General features: G+C 64.1%; 14 protein-coding genes and 1 tRNA gene. 7 read left to right on the plus strand and 8 right to left on the minus strand.

From position 1 onward, the window contains the following. Positions 1–71: 71 nt before the first annotated feature. The gene (locus E8Q40_RS05465; RefSeq protein ID WP_137043425.1) at positions 72–1,694 is read left to right on the plus strand and encodes an outer membrane beta-barrel protein; all 1,623 of its coding nucleotides are present in this window, start codon (positions 72–74) and stop codon (positions 1,692–1,694) included. 21 nt (positions 1,695–1,715) lie between these two features. Here E8Q40_RS05465 and galU read toward each other — a convergent pair whose 3' ends face one another. Continuing rightward, positions 1,716–2,597, minus strand: a complete 882-nt coding sequence (galU, locus tag E8Q40_RS05470; RefSeq protein WP_137043426.1) for a UTP--glucose-1-phosphate uridylyltransferase GalU — start codon at positions 2,595–2,597, stop codon at positions 1,716–1,718. Positions 2,598–2,812: 215 nt separating this feature from the next. Here galU and E8Q40_RS05475 point away from each other — a divergent pair, with 215 nt between their 5' ends. Beyond that, positions 2,813–4,120 (plus strand): lytic murein transglycosylase, encoded by a 1,308-nt coding sequence (locus E8Q40_RS05475; protein ID WP_246663007.1) that lies wholly within the window; start codon positions 2,813–2,815, stop codon positions 4,118–4,120. 65 nt (positions 4,121–4,185) lie between these two features. Further along, positions 4,186–5,958: a DUF459 domain-containing protein gene (locus E8Q40_RS22375; protein WP_137043428.1), complete on the plus strand. Its 1,773-nt coding sequence runs from the start codon at positions 4,186–4,188 to the stop codon at positions 5,956–5,958. Between the two features lie 61 nt (positions 5,959–6,019). Here E8Q40_RS22375 and E8Q40_RS05485 read toward each other — a convergent pair whose 3' ends face one another. Next, a complete protein-coding gene (locus E8Q40_RS05485; protein ID WP_137043429.1) occupies positions 6,020–6,469 on the minus strand; it encodes an Hsp20 family protein in 450 nt (149 codons plus the stop codon). Positions 6,470–6,751: 282 nt separating this feature from the next. Here E8Q40_RS05485 and E8Q40_RS05490 point away from each other — a divergent pair, with 282 nt between their 5' ends. Continuing rightward, the gene (locus E8Q40_RS05490) at positions 6,752–7,696 is read left to right on the plus strand and encodes an alpha/beta fold hydrolase (RefSeq protein ID WP_137043430.1); all 945 of its coding nucleotides are present in this window, start codon (positions 6,752–6,754) and stop codon (positions 7,694–7,696) included. A gap of 3 nt (positions 7,697–7,699) precedes the next feature. Here the strand turns inward: E8Q40_RS05490 and hisN are convergent, their stop codons facing one another. Continuing rightward, positions 7,700–8,482 (minus strand): histidinol-phosphatase, encoded by a 783-nt coding sequence (gene hisN / locus E8Q40_RS05495; protein WP_137043431.1) that lies wholly within the window; start codon positions 8,480–8,482, stop codon positions 7,700–7,702. 405 nt (positions 8,483–8,887) lie between these two features. After that, complete coding sequence (locus E8Q40_RS05500) at positions 8,888–9,790, minus strand: N-formylglutamate amidohydrolase (protein WP_137043432.1); 903 nt, start codon at positions 9,788–9,790, stop codon at positions 8,888–8,890. A 235-nt stretch (positions 9,791–10,025) separates the two neighbouring features. Between E8Q40_RS05500 and cpdR the strand changes: the two genes are divergently transcribed. From cpdR to E8Q40_RS05515, 3 genes are all read left to right on the plus strand, one after another. Then, positions 10,026–10,385, plus strand: coding sequence for a cell cycle two-component system response regulator CpdR (gene cpdR / locus E8Q40_RS05505; protein WP_115515438.1), 360 nt, complete (start codon positions 10,026–10,028; stop codon positions 10,383–10,385). 113 nt (positions 10,386–10,498) lie between these two features. Next, positions 10,499–10,573 (plus strand) — tRNA-Val (locus tag E8Q40_RS05510). A gap of 205 nt (positions 10,574–10,778) precedes the next feature. Further along, a complete protein-coding gene (locus E8Q40_RS05515) occupies positions 10,779–11,168 on the plus strand; it encodes a RidA family protein (protein ID WP_137043433.1) in 390 nt (129 codons plus the stop codon). A gap of 7 nt (positions 11,169–11,175) precedes the next feature. Here the strand turns inward: E8Q40_RS05515 and E8Q40_RS05520 are convergent, their stop codons facing one another. From E8Q40_RS05520 to E8Q40_RS05535, 4 genes are all read right to left on the minus strand, one after another. Continuing rightward, positions 11,176–12,270: a D-TA family PLP-dependent enzyme gene (locus E8Q40_RS05520; protein WP_246663008.1), complete on the minus strand. Its 1,095-nt coding sequence runs from the start codon at positions 12,268–12,270 to the stop codon at positions 11,176–11,178. 1 nt (position 12,271) lies between these two features. Next, a complete protein-coding gene (locus E8Q40_RS05525) occupies positions 12,272–14,194 on the minus strand; it encodes a DEAD/DEAH box helicase (RefSeq protein WP_137043435.1) in 1,923 nt (640 codons plus the stop codon). Positions 14,195–14,349: 155 nt separating this feature from the next. After that, positions 14,350–15,498, minus strand: coding sequence for an amidohydrolase/deacetylase family metallohydrolase (locus E8Q40_RS05530; RefSeq protein ID WP_137043436.1), 1,149 nt, complete (start codon positions 15,496–15,498; stop codon positions 14,350–14,352). Positions 15,499–15,545: 47 nt separating this feature from the next. Continuing rightward, positions 15,546–16,496 (minus strand): MurR/RpiR family transcriptional regulator, encoded by a 951-nt coding sequence (locus tag E8Q40_RS05535; protein WP_137043437.1) that lies wholly within the window; start codon positions 16,494–16,496, stop codon positions 15,546–15,548. Positions 16,497–16,718: the final 222 nt, after the last annotated feature.

A 16,718-nucleotide genomic window follows, 5' to 3' on the forward strand; every position in this document is an offset into this window, starting at 1 on the left:
TTCCCGCCGTCCGCGGGCGGGTGCGCCTGCGCGCGCCTTGCGGCCGGTCCAGAGAGGCTTCGAGTTACGACGTGAAGCGCCGCGCCGACATTGCCGGCTCGCGCCCGATCTTCGGGACGATGGCGCTCGCCTGCGTGCTGACGTTGTCGAGCGGCGCGGCCTTTGCCCAGATCGTTACGCCCGACGCCGATCCTCTGGCGCCGCGACAGGCCAGCAAGCCGCAGACCTTCCAGAAATTCGGCCCGCAGCAGCAGCAGAAACTGGCGCAGACGCCAAGCTTTACGCCGCCGGCGTCGGGTGCCGGCAACACCGGCTATGACTCCACCAACAGCCGCCGCGCCAAGGCAAAAAAGCAAGCCGCGCAGAAACCGGGCAGCGCGGCGCGCGCGCAAGCCTCAGTCACCGACGAGCCGCCGCCGCTGACTTTGTCGCCCTACCAGAAACCGTTCCCGACCGAAGCAAAGAACGCGATGGCTCAGGCGACCGGCAAGCCGCCGGTCGAATTCGGGCCGATCCGCAAACCGCTCAAGAAACGCCGCAGCGAGGATGCCGACGATCCTTATGCGCCGCTCGGCGTTCATGCCGGCGGCTTTCTGCTCTATCCGGCGGTCGAACTGTCCGGCGGCTACAGCACCAATCCCGGTCAATCATCGAACGCGGAAGGCGCCTGGCTTTACAGTGCCGCGCCGGAATTGCGCGCGCAATCGAACTGGTCGCGCCACGAACTCAAGGCCGACCTGCGCGGCAGCTACACCGGCTATACGCCCGACACAACGCCGACGCTCAGCCGGCCTTACGCCAACGGCAAGGTCGACGGCCGCGTCGACGTCACCAGGACGACGCGCCTCGATCTCGGCGGTCGCGTCCTGGTGTCGACCGACAACCCCGGCAGTCCGAACCTGCAGGCTGGGCTGTCGAAGCTGCCGATCTTCACGACCTATGGCGGTTCGGTCGGGCTTGGGCAGAAGTTCAATCGCCTCGACGTGTCGATCAAGGGCGATGTCGAACGCACCGCCTATCAGGACTCCAAACTGACCGACGGCACGACCGCCTCGAACGAAGACCGCAACTACGATCAGTATGGCGTCACCCTGCGCGGCGGTTACGAAATGACGCCGGGCGTCGCGCCCTATATCGAAGGCTCGGTCGATTCCCGTCGCCACGATCTGGCGACCGATTTCTCGGGCTATCAGCGCAACTCAAAGGGCTGGACCGCGCTGGTCGGCTCAACTTTCGAATTGTCGCGGTTGCTGACCGGCGACACCGGCATCGGTTACACCGAGCGCAAATACGACGATACGCGTCTCGACAAACTGAGCGGATTCGTCGGCAATGCCTCGCTGATATGGACGGCGAGCGCGCTCACCACGGTGCAGTTCAACGCCAAATCCGCGGTTCAGGAATCGGCGGTCGCCGGCGTCTCCGGCGTACTGTCCCGCGATTTCGGCTTGCAGGTCGATCATGCCTTCCGCCGCTACCTGATCGGCAGCGTCAAGGCCGGTTACGGCAACGACGACTACAAAGGCTCGGACCGTGACGACAATCGCTACATGGTCGCGCTCGGACTGACCTACAAATTGTCGCGCTGGGCCCAGGTCAAAGGCGAGTTCCGCCAGGATTGGCTGCGCTCGAACTTCAGCGGCAACGATTACAACGTGAGCACATTCCTGCTCGGCGTTCGCCTGCAGCAATGACTCGACTCGCTCGCGGGCGGCTTATTTGCCGCTGAGAATGCGTTCGATCTCGGAGCGGAACTCGTCCGAAAGGTCGGGGCGGTCGAGGCCGTAGGCCACGTTTGCGGTCAGGAAGCCGATCTTCGAGCCGCAGTCATAGCTTCGGCCTTCGAACTTGAAACCATAGAACGGCTGCGTTTTCGCCAAGGTGAGCATGGCGTCGGTCAATTGGATTTCGCCGCCGGCGCCGGCGGCTTGCTTGCTCAGCACGTCGAACAATTCGGGCTGCAGGATGTAGCGGCCGGTGATCGACAGATTGGACGGCGCGTCCTTGGCTTTCGGCTTCTCGACCATCTGGGTGACTTCGAAAGCTTTGCCCCTGGGCTTGCCGACGCCGACCACGCCGTACATGTGAATGCGGTCCATCGGCACTTCCTCGACGGCGATGATATTGGCGTTGTCGTCAAGGTCTCTGGCGGCTTCCATCATTTGCGCGAGACAGCCCTTCGGGTTCTTCACCAGAACGTCCGGCAGCACCACCGCGAACGGCTCGTCGCCGACCAGATCGCGCGCGCACCACACCGCATGTCCGAGTCCAAGCGGCGACTGTTGGCGCGTGAAGCTGGTGCCGCCGGCTTCTGGCAGATCGCCTTTCAGCAACTCGAGATCGGCCTTTTTGCCGCGCTCGATCAAAGTCACTTCAAGTTCGAACTGCCGGTCGAAATGGTCTTCGATGATGTTCTTGTTGCGCCCGGTCACGAAAATGCAGTGCTCGATGCCCGCCTCATGCGCCTCGTCGACCACGTGCTGGATCAGCGGCCGGTCGACCACGGGCAACATTTCCTTCGGCATCGCCTTGGTGGCGGGCAGGAACCGGGTTCCAAGACCGGCGACAGGGAACAGCGCTTTGCGAACAGGCTTCATGGGGGGAATGGGTCTCGGTGGGTGGGCGGCAAACGTGCGGCCAAAAAGCACGGCTGCCGGTGAAGGTCCAGTTGACGATGAAATCTGGCCCGGATTGGGACAAAAAGGTAGAATGTTAACCTTCTCGCAACGATATCCCGTTCGGATGGGTCACGGGAAAACGCCAGGAACGGCAACGGCGCGGCAGGTTAATGCGGAATACCCGGATATGGTTCATGGCCGGTTTCGTGGCCCTCGCCGCCGGCGCGGGTCCGGCCTCGGCTGCCGGCGATGTCGAACGCACGGGCACCATTCCGTCTCGCCCCGGCATCGAGCGCTCCGCGGGCCCTGACTGGAGCGGTGAGGACGGCTCGTCGGGGCATCCGCTGATGACCGCCGCGGCGATCCGCGCGGCGGCCGCTGATTTTCCGAACTGCATCGAGCGTCTGTGGCCACTCGCCGCGCGCCATCGCATTTCGCGCGCGAACTTCGACCGTCTGACGGCGAAGCTGACGCCCGACTTGCGGATCATGGACCTGCTCGACAGCCAGCCTGAATTCACCAAGGCGGTATGGGATTATCTCGATATCCTTGTGAACGAGCGGCGCATCTCGCGCGGCCGGGACATGCTGGCGAAATACAGCGCTCAATTCGCCGCCGCCGAACGCGCGTATGGCGTTGATCGCCACATCATCGCGGCGATCTGGGGCGTCGAAACCGATTACGGCGCGCTTGCCGGCGATCGCCCGGTGCTGCGCTCGACCGCGACTTTGGCCTGCGTCGGCCGGCGTCAGCGCTATTTCCGCGACGAATTCATCGCCGCGCTCGACATCATCGAACGCGGCGATGTGCGGCCGGACCGGCTCGTCGGCTCCTGGGCCGGCGCCTTCGGGCCGACCCAGTTCATGCCGACCGCCTTCAAGCGTTATGCCGTCGACGGCGACAACGACGGACGACGCGATGTCATCGACTCGATGCCCGATCTCATCGCCTCGACCGCCAACAATCTCAAGAAGACCGGCTGGCAGGATGGCGAGACCTGGGGCTACGAGGTCGTGGTCCCGGCCAATCTCGATTTCATGCTGGCGGATCGTCATCAGGTTATGACGATCCGCGAATGGGAGCGCCACGGTATCGTCCGCGCCGGCGGCCAGCCTTTCCCGCGTCCGGGCGATCGCGCGTTTCTGCTGGTGCCCGCCGGCGTGCAGGGGCCGGGTTTCCTGATGCTGCCGAACTTCAAGGTCATCATGCGCTACAACCCGTCGGAGTCGTATGCGCTGGCAATCGGACATCTGGCTGACCGGTTGCGGGGCGCCGGGCCGTTCGTCCAGGACTGGCCGCGCTATGAGCGCGTCCTGACGCGCGCCGAGCGCCTCGAACTCCAGCAACTCCTCGAACGCCACGGCCACGACGTCGGCGAGCCGGATGGCCGGCTCGGCGCCAAGACCCGTGAGGCGTTGCGCGACTTCCAGGCCAGAATCGGCCGAGTTCCGGACGGATTTGCCTCGGCCGGGCTGCTCGAGCGCCTGCGCTCCGGCCGCTAACCAGGGCCCGACCTTCGAGTTGACATTTTTTCCGGGCTATTGGTCCATGGCCCGGAGACGCGACAATGCGTCCCGCAACCGAGCCGGATCGCTCGCTGGACGTCCCGATGATGCGCGAAATCAAAGCCCTGCGGCTGCTTGGCGGACTGGCCCTTTTAGGGCTGGCCGAGGTTGCCGTTTTGGGTGGTATTGCGCTCATCACGGCCCAGCCGGCGCAGGCCCAGTTCTTCGAACCGCGTTATCAGCGCCCGCGGGGCGGCGGCTTCTTCGATAGCCTGTTCGGTGGCGGTGGCCGCCAGCGTTATGACGACCGCGAGATTTATCGCGAGGCGCCGGCGCCGGTCGACAATTCGCGTGCGCCGCCGCCGCGCAAGGAGACCAAAGCCGATCACGTCGAGCCGACCACGTCCGTGGTCGTGTTCGGTGACAGCATGGCTGATTGGCTGGCTTACGGCCTCGAAGACGCTTTCGCCGACGCGCCGGAAATCGCCATCGTGCGCAAGGCCAAGCCGTATTCCGGCTTGCTGCGCTACGACGCCAAAAACGATCAGGACTGGTGGCACGTCGCGCGGGAAATGCTCGCCAACGAGAAGGCGAACTACGTCATCATGATGCTCGGCGTCGGCGATCGTCAGAACTTGCGCGAGCGCGATGTCGCCAAGGAAGCCGAGCAGAAAGCCAAAGAAGACGCCAACAAGGAACAGGCTGGCGCCGCACCGCAGGATCAGCAGAAGCAGGAGCAGGCGAAGAAAGAAACCGACGACGAAGGCGGCATTGTCGCGCCGGAGCCGAAAGCACCGGCGTCGCGCCGGAGCGCGAGCGGCGTGATCGAGTTCCGCTCCGAACCTTGGGAAAAGGTTTATGCGCGGCGCATCGACGACACAATCGCCGCGCTGAAGAGCAAAGGCGTGCCGGTATTCTGGGTCGGGCTGCCGCCGATCCGCGGCACCAAGTCGACCGCCGATACAGGTTATCTCAACGATCTTTATCGCGCGCGTGCGGAAAAGGCCGGCGCCGTTTACGTCGATGTCTGGGACGGCTTTGTCGACGAAGAAGGCAAGTACACGACCTCCGGCCCGGACTATGAAGGCCAGGTGCGCCGCCTGCGCACGGGCGACGGCGTCTATTTCACGAAGTACGGCGCGCGCAAGCTGGCGCACTATGTCGAGCGCGAGATCCGCCGCTATATGACGAACCGCGGACCGATTGCGCTGCCCATGGGGCCGATCGCGCCGGCTTTGAGCGACGGCAAGCCGGCGGCGCGCCCGCTGGCCGGCCCGGTGGTGCCGTTGACCACGATCACCGGCAATAACGACGAACTCGCCGGCGGCATGGCGGCGAATGCGCGCGCGGATGCGTCGGCCACGGCCGTGCTGGTGAAGGGCGACGCTCTGGCACCGGCGCCCGGCCGCGCCGACGATTTCATCTGGCCGCCCGGCAGCGAACGGCCAAAGGTTCAGCCGCCGGTCGCTGCGCCCGCCGCGCCGGCTCAACCCGCCGCGCCGAAAGCAGCGGCGGTGACGCCCCCGGCTTCGACGCCTGCACCGGCAACTGCTGTGCCGCAGGCTCCGGCGGCGATTGCCGCGCCGGAGCCTGAGTCCAAGCCGGCGGCGCCGAAGCCCGTCGACATCAAGCCGGCTGCCGTTGAGCCGAAGCCTCCGGCGCCACAGCCGCGTGCGGTTGAGCGGCCACGCGCGCCGCCCGTTGCCGACAACCGGCCGCGTCCGCCGCAGCAACAGCAAGTGGTCGATCCGCGCGCGCCGCGTCCGCCGCAAGGCATCGCCCAGCAGCCGCCGCGCCGCCGCGACGACGGCGGGCTGTTCGGGATTTTCCGCTAAATAAAAAAGCGCCCCGGGGCATCCGGGGCGCTTCTCGTATTCTGGAGGTCAGGCGTTGCCGTTAGGCAGCGACCTTGTTCTCGACCACCTGCGGCTGCGCATTGCCGATCGGAATCTGGCGCGGCTTCTTGGCCTCGGGGATTTCACGCACCAGGTCGACGTGCAGCAGGCCATTCTCGAGGGCGGCGTTCTTCACCGTTACATAATCGGCGAGCTGGAATACGCGCTCGAAGGCGCGCGCCGCGATGCCCTGATAAAGCACCTCGCCGTTCGGCGCGGTCTGCGCCTGCTTGGCGCCCTTGATGGTCAGGGTGTTTTCTTTCGAGACGATCGAAAGCTCGTTCTCGGTAAAGCCCGCCACCGCGACGGTGATGCGGTAGGCGTTCTCGCCGGTGCGCTCGATGTTGTAGGGCGGATAGCCCGGCGTGGCTTCAAAGCCGTCGAGCATCGAGAACAGGCGGTCGAAACCGACGGTGGAACGGTAAAGGGGAGAGAGATCGAACGTACGCATGTCTAAGTCCTCCTGTGAGCGACTATGGTTTCCGGGTCCTCGTCCGGTCCGCCAAATGGCCGGACCCAGGACCCGCGCGCAGCCAAGAAGTGGCCTGCGCTTTACTGATATGGGGGAGTTTTGCGGGCCTGCAAGGGGCCAGCGTTGGTCACTTAAGTTACTGAAATATATTTATTTTAAGGCCTACGGTCCGGCAGCGGCCCTGTTTCAACTCCCGGCTCACACTTTGCCGGTCCATGGCCTATAACGCCTTGGACCTCGCCCGCGCGCAGTTGATTCTTCATGAAATTCGTTTCCATCCCGGCCAATCCGGTGCCCGAGAACGGTCTTGCCGGCGTCGTCAAGACGCCGGACGGCGTGTCGCTGCGCTACGGCCGCTGGGAACCGCCGCCGGGGCGCAAGGGCACGGTGGTCATCCTCCAGGGCCGGGCCGAGTTCATCGAGAAATACTTCGAAACGGTGCGCGACCTGCGCGCGCGGGGCTTTGCGGTCGCGACCTTCGACTGGCGCGGGCAGGGGCTGTCCGACCATGTGCTTGACGACCGGCGCAAAGGTTACGTCCGCAACTTCGCGCAATACGCCATGGACCTGGACACCATCATGGAACAGGTGGTGTTGCCGGACTGCCCGCCGCCGTATTTCGTGCTTGGCCATTCGATGGGCGGCGCCATCGCCATCCGCGCCTGTCATGACGGAAGGCGGTGGTTCGAGCGCGTCGTGCTCTCGGCGCCCATGCTGGCGCTGCCGCCGAGCCGGTTCTCCGGTATGGCCGGGCCGATGGCGCGGGCGATGCGCTGGCTGGGTAGAGGTGGGGCCTACATCCCAGGCGGCGACTACCAACCCCCCGGCCCAGAGGATTTCGTCGGCAATGTGCTGACGTCCGATCCTGTGCGCTTTGCTCGCAATGTGGCTATCGTTGCCGAAGAGCAGGAGCTTGCGCTCGGTCCGCCGACCATCGCCTGGGCCGACGCGGCGCTGCGGCAGATGCGCGATTTCAGCAACCCGGCATACGCGGCGCATATTCGTCAGCCGATGCTGCTGGTCGCTGCAGGATACGACCAGGTGGTGTGGACGCCTGCGATCGAGGATTTCGGCATGTATCTGTTGGCAGGTCGCCACCTCATACTGCCCGGCGCGCGCCACGAGATCCTGCAGGAGCAGGATCAGTTCCGTGCGCAGTTCTGGGCGGCATTCGACGCCTTCGTTCCCGGCACGCCGCGCTATTAGACGTCACGCGCGGTTGAGGATTTCCAGCGCCGCCTCGTGCACACGTTTGTCGCCGGCGACAACGACACGGCCTCCGCCTTGGGCCGGCGCGCCTTCCCAGGTGGTGATGATGCCGCCGGCCCCTTGGATGATCGGGATCAGCGCGACAATGTCGTAAGGCTTGAGTTCGGTTTCGATGACGAGATCGATCTGCCCGGCCGCGAGCATGCAATAGGCGTAGCAATCGCCTCCGTAGCGCGACAGTTTCACTTTGTCTTCGACCTTGCGAAACTGAGCGCGGTCCGCCTCTTTCATCAGCAAAGGGCTGGTGGTGAACATGAGTGCGTCGTCGAGCCCGGTGCAAGCCCGGGCATTGAGACTGCGGTTTCCGCCCGGACCGCGATAGAGCGCCGCGCCATTGTCGCCGGAGAAGCGCTCTCGGGTGAAGGGCTGGTGCATCATGCCGTATACGGGTTCGCCAAAGCGCATCAGGCCGATCAGCGTGCCCCACGCAACCATGCCCGAGATGAAGGATTTTGTGCCGTCGATCGGGTCGAGCACCCAGACATACTCGGCATCGTTAGCTTCGGACCCGTATTCCTCACCGAGAATGCCATGCTCGGGGAAGGCTTTGCGGATCATATCGCGCATTGCTTCTTCAGCAGCGCGGTCGGCAGCAGTGACGGGGTCGAAGCCGCCGGCTTTCTTGTTCTCGACCGTCAGCGCCGACCGGAAGAACGGCATGATCGTGTCGCCGGATGCGGCTGCCAGTTTGTCTACGAAACCGGTGAAGTCGATGGCCGTCATGTTCGTTCAATCATCCCCTCGCAGGCATCTTTTTTGACCGGATTTGCGCTCGCCAGAGTCGCTGAAACCGGGCTTCTATCGCTACAGCGGTGCTTTGTCGTGAAATGTCTTCCGGCCCTTAGCACACGAAAGTTTGTTGCGATGCAATGGAAACGGTCGCAACATTTGCGCATAGCCCGAAAGAATATATTGCGATTTTAGCGTTCCGTTATGCGTTTAGTGCATGGGAAAACGCCTATCGAGCCTTGCGTTTTGTGCGATGCGGCGTATCTTACCGCAATGCGGTAGCGATACCGTTGCCCTCCTTGGGCGTTTCCTCCCTAGACTTGGGCCGCTTGCATTGCGAGCGGCCCTTTTTTCTTGCCCGTTTATACGATGAAGCCGGCACGGCTGACTGCCGGTGCCTTACTCGGCGGCCGCGCGGTACGGCTGCAATTCCTCAGGCGGAATGTCGCCAACGCAGTTCGCCAGCTTGCCGATATCCTCGCACAATCGCTCAAAACCGGCGGTGTGCTCGTGGCGCCGCTCGTCCATATAGAGTGCGCGGTTGATCTCAAGCTGCAGCGTATGCAACCCGGCGGCCGGATTGCCGTAATGCTCGGTAATAAAACCGCCGGCATAGGGCTTGTTGCGGCTCACGGTGTAGCCCATTTCGCGCAACGTTTGTTCGACCACCTCGGTGACGGCGCCGGTACAGCTCGTGCCATAACGATCGCCAATGACGAATTCCGGCCGCGGTCGTTCGTCGCGGTGTCCCGTCGTCGAGGGCATGGAGTGACAGTCGATCAGGATCGCGTAACCGAAATCGCGATGCAGCTTGGAAAATAGCCGCCGTAGTGCGCGGTGATAGGGCTTGTACAGGCTCTCGATGCGCGCCAGCGCCTCGTCGACCGGAATGCGCCGGCCGTAAATCTCCTGGGCGTCGCCGACGATGCGCGCGACGGTACCGAGTCCGCCGGCAACCCGCATCGACCGGGTATTGGCGAAGGAGGGCAGGCGCCCATCGAACATGCGCGGATCCAGCTCGTAAGGCTCGCGGTTCACGTCGACAAAGCAACGCGGGAAATGCGCGTGCATCAGGGGATAGCCCTGCGCCACCACACCGGCGAAAAGCTCATCGACGAAGGAATCCTCGGAGCGGCGCAAGGTGGCGATGTCGAGCTGCGATTGGCGCAGGAAGGCCTCGGGATAGATCGAGCCGGAATGCGGAGAATTGAACAACACCGGCCCGCCGATCACCTCCGGTTCGACAATTTCGAACGGCGGGTCGAAATCCTGCGGATCGGTGGAGGCGCGAAATTCACTCATTAGTCGTCGATGTTCCAACTGTCGTTCAAAGGTCGTCCGGGGCGGTTGCGCCCGTGCCGGCAGCGTGCAGGGGTCACGGCCCTGTATTGGCCGTCGGATACGTTCTATTGTCCATCCGATGGGAGGTAATGCCAAGTAAACCTTGGGGTTCACCCGTTATTTACCCGGGACAAGTCTTATGGGGTTTCCGGGGCCGGTCCGTCGGGGCCGGGATTTAGGGACGCTGGAAGGTCCAATGTCGAAGATTCTGCTTGCCGAAGACGACACCGATATGCGGCGCTTTTTGGTCAAGGCGCTGCAAAACGCCGGTTTCGACGTGACCTCCTACGACAACGGTCTGTCGGCCTACCAGCGCCTGCGCGAAGAACCTTTCGAACTCCTGCTGACCGACATCGTGATGCCCGAAATGGACGGGATCGAGCTGGCCCGCCGCGCCGCGGAACTAGACCCCGACATCAAGATCATGTTCATCACCGGCTTTGCCGCCGTGGCCCTGAACGCGGATTCGACTGCGCCAAAGCAGGCCAAGGTGCTGTCCAAGCCGGTCCACCTGCGCGACCTCGTTAACGAGGTCCACAAGATGCTGGCGGCCTGAGGGGCCCCGGCGGCTTTCGATCCGGCGGCCGGTTTCCCCGGCTGGCCCACCGGCAGGCTTGTACCAGGCCCTTGCCACCCCGGATCGGAGCCGATAAAGACCACCCTCGAATAGGGCGCGTAGCTCAGCGGGAGAGCACTACCTTGACATGGTAGGGGTCACAGGTTCGATCCCTGTCGCGCCCACCATTTCCCTATCAAAATCAATTTCTTACATAGGCCCTTTTTAAGGGCAGCGCTGACTGAGCACTCGGGTAAGCAAGGGGTCAGCCGGTGGCTGACCGGCATCCTTGGCTGAGTGCTGGCGCCGCGGTCGCTCCGTTCCAGCCTGGCGTGCGATGTGTCACCACTCGCAAGGACAAACGTCCACTGCAATTCCACGAGGAGAGAGCTGATGACAATCAAGCGTTTCGGCGGCGGCGGGAAAGGCGCGGGCGGTCAACCGCTTCCGTTCGCGCGCGCCGTGCAGGCCAATGGCTGGCTCTATGTGTCGGGTCAGGTGGCGATGGAGAATGGCGAGATCGTGCGGGGAGGCATTGTGGCCGAGACCCGCAAGACCATGGAGAACGTGATCGCGATCCTCAAAGAGGCCGGCTATGGCCTTGAGGATGTCGTGCGTGTTGGCGTCTGGCTGGACGATCCGCGCGACTTCTGGAGCTTCAACGGCGTCTACGCCGAGTATTTCAAGGATCACCCGCCGGCGCGAGCCTGCGTGCAATCGAGCATGATGGTCGACTGCAAGGTTGAAATCGATTGCGTGGCCTTCCGGGCCGACAAGATGTGATGTGTCTCTAGGTGATGCGGCCGCGGGCGACGACCGGCCAGACATCCCACTTTTTGCCAGCCGCATTCGCTTCGTCTGCCGCTGTCACATAGACCTGATCAACCATATTGCTGACGACGCAGACGTGATTGGGCACGATCCGGATTTTGTCGCCGACCTCGAGGCCGATAGGCCCGTCGCTCACCAAGCGGCCGTGCTCTTCCGAGAGCTGGTCGATGCGGATGTCATCGCGGCCGAGGACATGGCCGTAATCCGGCAGACCGAGCAGGTCCGATGTCAGTGTCTTGCTGCCGGCATCGATAATGGCGCGGTTCGCCGACGGCACCGACACCACCGTGGCCAGCACGGTGAGAGCGCAATCATCCCAGCCGCAGGCGCCGCGCGCGACCAGCGAGCGGTCGTTGTAAACATAGGTGCCGGCGCGATATTCGGTCGTGACCGGCGCATCGCCGGCTTTCGCCATTGATGGCGTGCCGCCCGACGTGATGACCGGCACCGCGATGCCCTTCGCCTCGATCAGCGCTTTGGCCCGCGTCATGAAGGACTGCACGGTCGCCGCGCCATCTGGCGGCGGATAGGTCATCAGGCCGCCGAAGACGAGGCCGGGCGACTCTGCAATCACTTGCGCCAGCGCCGCGGCGTCTTCCGGCGTCGCCACGCCGCAGCGATGCGCGCCGGTGTCGCATTCGACGAGGACGGACAACGGTGCGGGCTCGGTGGCGAAACGCTGGCTAAGGCCGGCAACAACCGTCTCGTTGTCGGCTACGGCGCTCAGCTTCACTTTCTTGGCCAGCGCCGCCAGCCGATCGAGCTTCTCGGCGCCGAGAATGTTGTAGGTGATCAGGACGTCCTTGATCTCCGGCGTCCCGGCGACCATGGCCTCGGCCTCGGAGACCTTCTGGCAGGTCACGCCGATGGCGCCACCGCGCAGTTGCATGGCCGCGATTTGCGGAAGCTTGTGCGTCTTGATGTGCGGGCGCAGCTTGAGGCCATGACGGTCGGCATAGTCCTGATGCCGCCTGATGTTGCGCTCGACCTTGCCGAGGTCGATCACCACGGCGGGCGTCGTCAGTTGCGTCAGCGTTTGCACTCTGTCGTCCACATCAGCCTCCTGAGCGATTGCGGTGCTTGTCTTTCTTCGATTTTTTGAACTTCGGCTTCTTGAAATCGCCTTTTTTGAACTCGGGCTTTTTGCCCAACTTTTCGAAATGGCTTTCATCGCGTTCGCGCTTTGCGGCCGATGCCAAGTGCTCTTGCTGCCGCTGCTTGAAATGCGGTTTGGCGGACTTTTTCTCAGGCGCGCCGCGGTCGCCGTCCCTGGGGGATGGCGTGCCGCCGCCTTGCGGGCCTTGCGGCAGCGGCTCGATGCGGATGTTTTCTTCCGCATCGGGCGCCTGGATCTTGGCGGCGAACTTGTCCGCCACGTTGCCGGAAATCTCGAACTCGGTGACGGTGTCGTAAATCTTGATCGCGCCGATGTCGCCTTTCGAAATTCCGCCGCGGCGGCAGATCATCGGCAACAGCCAGCGCGCTTCGGCGTTCTTGCGACGGCCGATGCCAGCCTTGAACCATACGCTGCCGCCTTCCATCGGGCGGCGGAAGGTGCTGCGCTTGCCGGCGTCGCGCGGCGGTGCGTCATCGCTTGCGGGGAAGGCCCGGTCGCGTGAGCGATGCCGCTCATTGCGGTCGTCGCGGAAGCGGCTGTCCCTGTCCGACCCGGGATCGAGGACGTCTTCGGGCGCGGGCAGGCGCGCGCGATAAAGTCGCGCCAGCGCCGATGCGATTTCCTCGGCGGATTTCTCGGCGAGCAGGATGCGTGCCAGAGCCAGATCGTCTTCGGTCGGCGGTTCGGTGAACACTTCGTCCTGCATCATGCGCTGCTGGTCGAGCTTGCGGATTTCATCAGCCTGCGGTGCGGCGGCCCAGATCGCGTTGACGCCGGCCTGCTTGAAGAACATTTCGGCGCGGCGGCGTCGGGAGTTCGGTACCAGCAGGACGCTGACACCCTTCTTGCCGGCGCGGCCGGTGCGGCCCGAACGGTGCTGCATTACTTCCGGGTCGTTCGGCAGCTCGGCATGGATGACGAGGCTGAGACCGGGCAGATCGATACCGCGTGCCGCGACGTCGGTCGCGACGCAGACACGGGCGCGGCCATCGCGCAGGGATTGCAGCGCGGTGGTGCGTTCGTTCTGCGTCAGCTCGCCGGACAGTGCCACCACCAGAAAACCGCGCTCCAGCAGCGCAGCCTGCAAGTGCTTTACGGCGCTGCGTGTATTGCAGAACACAAGGGTGCTCGGCGCTTCGTAGAAGCGCAGGATGTTGACCACGGCGTGTTCGACTTCGTGCGCGGCCACGCGAATGGCGCGATATTCGATGTCGGCGTGGCCCTGGTCGTCGCCGCGGACTTCGACGCGAAACGCATCCTTCTGATACTGCCTGGCTAGCGCAACGATCCCGCGCGGCAGGGTCGCGGAGAACAGCAGCGTTCGCCGCTCCGCGGGCGTGGCTTCGAGAAGAAGCTCCATATCCTCGCGAAAGCCGAGATTGAGCATCTCGTCGGCCTCGTCGAGCACGATGGCCTTCAATTCGGACAGATCGAGACGGTTGCGCCGCAGATGGTCACACAGGCGGCCGGGCGTTCCGACGACGATGTGGGCGCCTTCCGTGAGCTCACGCTGTTCGCGGCGCGGGTCCATGCCGCCGACGCAGGACACGACCCGGGCGCCGCAATGCTGGTAAAGCCAGGTCAATTCGCGCTGAACCTGGATCGCGAGTTCGCGGGTCGGCGCCACCACGAGCGCCAGCGGCTTTGCGGCGCGCTCGAAGCGCTCCGCGCCGTCCAGAAGATCGGCGGCGATGGCGAGGCCATAAGCGACGGTCTTGCCGGAGCCGGTCTGCGCCGAAACCAGCAGATCGCGGCCGACCGCGCTGTCGGTCAATACGGCTTTCTGGACCGGCGTCGGCTCGGCGTAGTTCCGCTCCGCGAGGGCGCGGGCGATAGGTGGGACTTCGGACATGAAGCTCATAGGACCGGTTCTTCAGGTTCGCGCACGAAAACGGGAGCGCGGCGGGGTCTAGCCCGCGGTCCTGTCAAAGCGTCGGAAAAGAGAACCTGCGGTCTATTCTTTTAGGCCACCGCCGTAAAGGGGCCGTTCGTACCCGCGCGGAGCCCAAAAGTCTCCTACCGGTTGCCGGCCGGGTGCCACCAGTGGCCGCGCAACGCGATGCCCTCGATGAGGATACGCTTGTTGCCGTTCATCCGTTCGCCGGTCGAGTCGGTATAGGGGAAGCTGCCATCGCCGACGGAGAAGATGGTGGCGTCGCCGGCGGAGCCCGGACGCAAGGTGCCGAGGTCGGGCCGCCGGATGGCGGTGGCGACATTCGCCGTGGTGGCGCGGATGACGTCGGTCAGCGGCGTGCCGAGGCACAGGAACTTCGAAAGCGTCGTTGCCTGGTCGAACACCGGGCCATCGAGATTGAGGCTGTGAACGTCGGACGAGATCGTGTCCGGCATGAAGCCGGCGTCTAGCATGGCGCGCGCGACCTTGAAGGAGAACGAGCCCATGCCGTGTCCGACATCGAACAGGATGCCGCGCTTGCGCGCTTCAAGCACGGCGGGCTTGACCGCGCCTTGTCCGGTGATCGGCGAATTGGGGAAGGGACGGAAGCAATGCGTGAGCGTGTCGCCCGGCCGCAGCCGGGTGAGCACGTCCTCATAGGTCGGCGGCGGCTCGTCGATGTGCACCATCATCGGCATCGACAATTCCTCGGCGACCTGTCGCGCGATATCGAGCGGCGCGACGCCGGACGTGCCGCTGGCGTTGCGGCCGACGCGCACCTTGATGCCGACGATGGTGTCGCGGTTCGCGCTGGCGACTTCGACCGCATCAGCCGGGCTCATCAACCGCATGTCGCTGCTTTCGCCGACCATGATGCGTTTGGAGAAGGCGTAGATGCCGGCAAAGGACACATGAATATAGGCGAGGATGCGCGGCTCGCTCGGCTCGATGACGTGCTTGAGGAAACCCTTGAAGTTGCCCGGGCCGGCGCTGCCGGCGTCGATGAGGGTGGTCACGCCGCTGCGCCGGGCGAAATCGGCGGCATCGACGCCCAGCGACGTGCCGCCCCAGTAGACGTGCGTGTGAAGGTCGATGAAGCCGGGCGCCACGATCCGTCCGCTGACGTCGCGAACATCGGCGCCGTTCGCGGCCGCGATGCTGGGTTCGATAGCCGCGACCTTGCCGCCGGCAAAGGCCACATCGGCGATCTCGTCCAGCCCTTGCGCCGGATCGATGACCCGCCCGCCTTTGAGGATCAGATCGTAGCTCATGTTACTGTCGTCCTGTTGTCGTGATTTGTGCGGCGCGGTCGGAGGTTCTAGTCACCGAGTGGACCGTCGGCTCCCTCGTTGGTCGCCTTCATGAGTTCGTACTTGATGCGCCGCATGCGCTCCTGCGCCTCTCGCGGCTTGAGATAGGCCGTCGAGGTCGCGAGCAGGTCGATGGCCGCGAGAAGGGCAAAGCGCGATGCCGTCGGCTTGAGCGCGTCGGGCGCCTCGGGCACATGAAAGCCAAGCGCAATGTCGGCGATGGCAGCGAGCCGGCTTTGCGGCTTGGTGATCGCGATGACCATTGCGCCGTACTGTTTGGCGACCTTGGCGGCCTCGATCACCTCGGTCATGTTGCCGCTGGTCGAAACGGCCAGCACGACATCGTCGCGGCCGAGGGTCGCGGCGATCATGCGCATCAATCGAGGGTCGGACGAATGGTTGACGGCGATGCCGAGGCGGAAGAACCGGTTCTCGACCTCGGCCACGGCAACGGTCGAGCCGCCGCCGACGCCGAAGGCGGCGAGCTTTGAGCAGCGGGCGATGGCCTCGGCCGCTTTCTCTACGTCGTCCTTCTGCAGTTGCTGTTCGACAGCGTTAATGGCGTTACGAATTTCCTGAAATACCGATCGCCACAGCGCAGGGCGTGCCAGATCGGTGCCGACATGCGGTGGCAATTCGAGATAGATGCGGCCGACGGCCATCGCCTGCGCCAGCATGACCTTGAGTTCGCGCACGCCGCGGCAACCGACCGACCGGCTGAAGCGCGTGACCGTCGGTTCGCTGACGCCAGCGCGGCGGGCGAGTTCGGCATTGCTCGAGTGGACAGCGAAATCGACGTCGGCGAGCAGGGCGGTCGCCACGCGCTGTTCGGAAGGGCTGAGCGTCGGTCCCATCTGCCTGATCACGGAAATAATGTCGCCGGCGCCGAAGCCGTCACCGGACAGCGTCGCCGCAGACTTCCTGGGTTTGCTGCCCGTCCGCTTCGCCGGTTGAGGCATCGTCTGTCTTTTTGCCTGTCTAACCACGGCCTTGTCCTTCCGAGGAGTGCATATCCCGCCCGTAATAAAGTTTCAAACGCCGTCCGCCGTATCGCAAAAATGGCGGTTTTGTTCCGATTTGCTCTTGAACTTTACCACAAGGTGTATGTAACTTTCAAACAAAGGATCGCTATGACGGTGGAAACAACCGGCGTGGGGCGGGCCGGCCCGCGCCACGACTGA

This window comes from Pseudolabrys sp. FHR47 (genome assembly GCF_005153485.1).
GTDB lineage: Bacteria > Pseudomonadota > Alphaproteobacteria > Rhizobiales > Xanthobacteraceae > Pseudolabrys.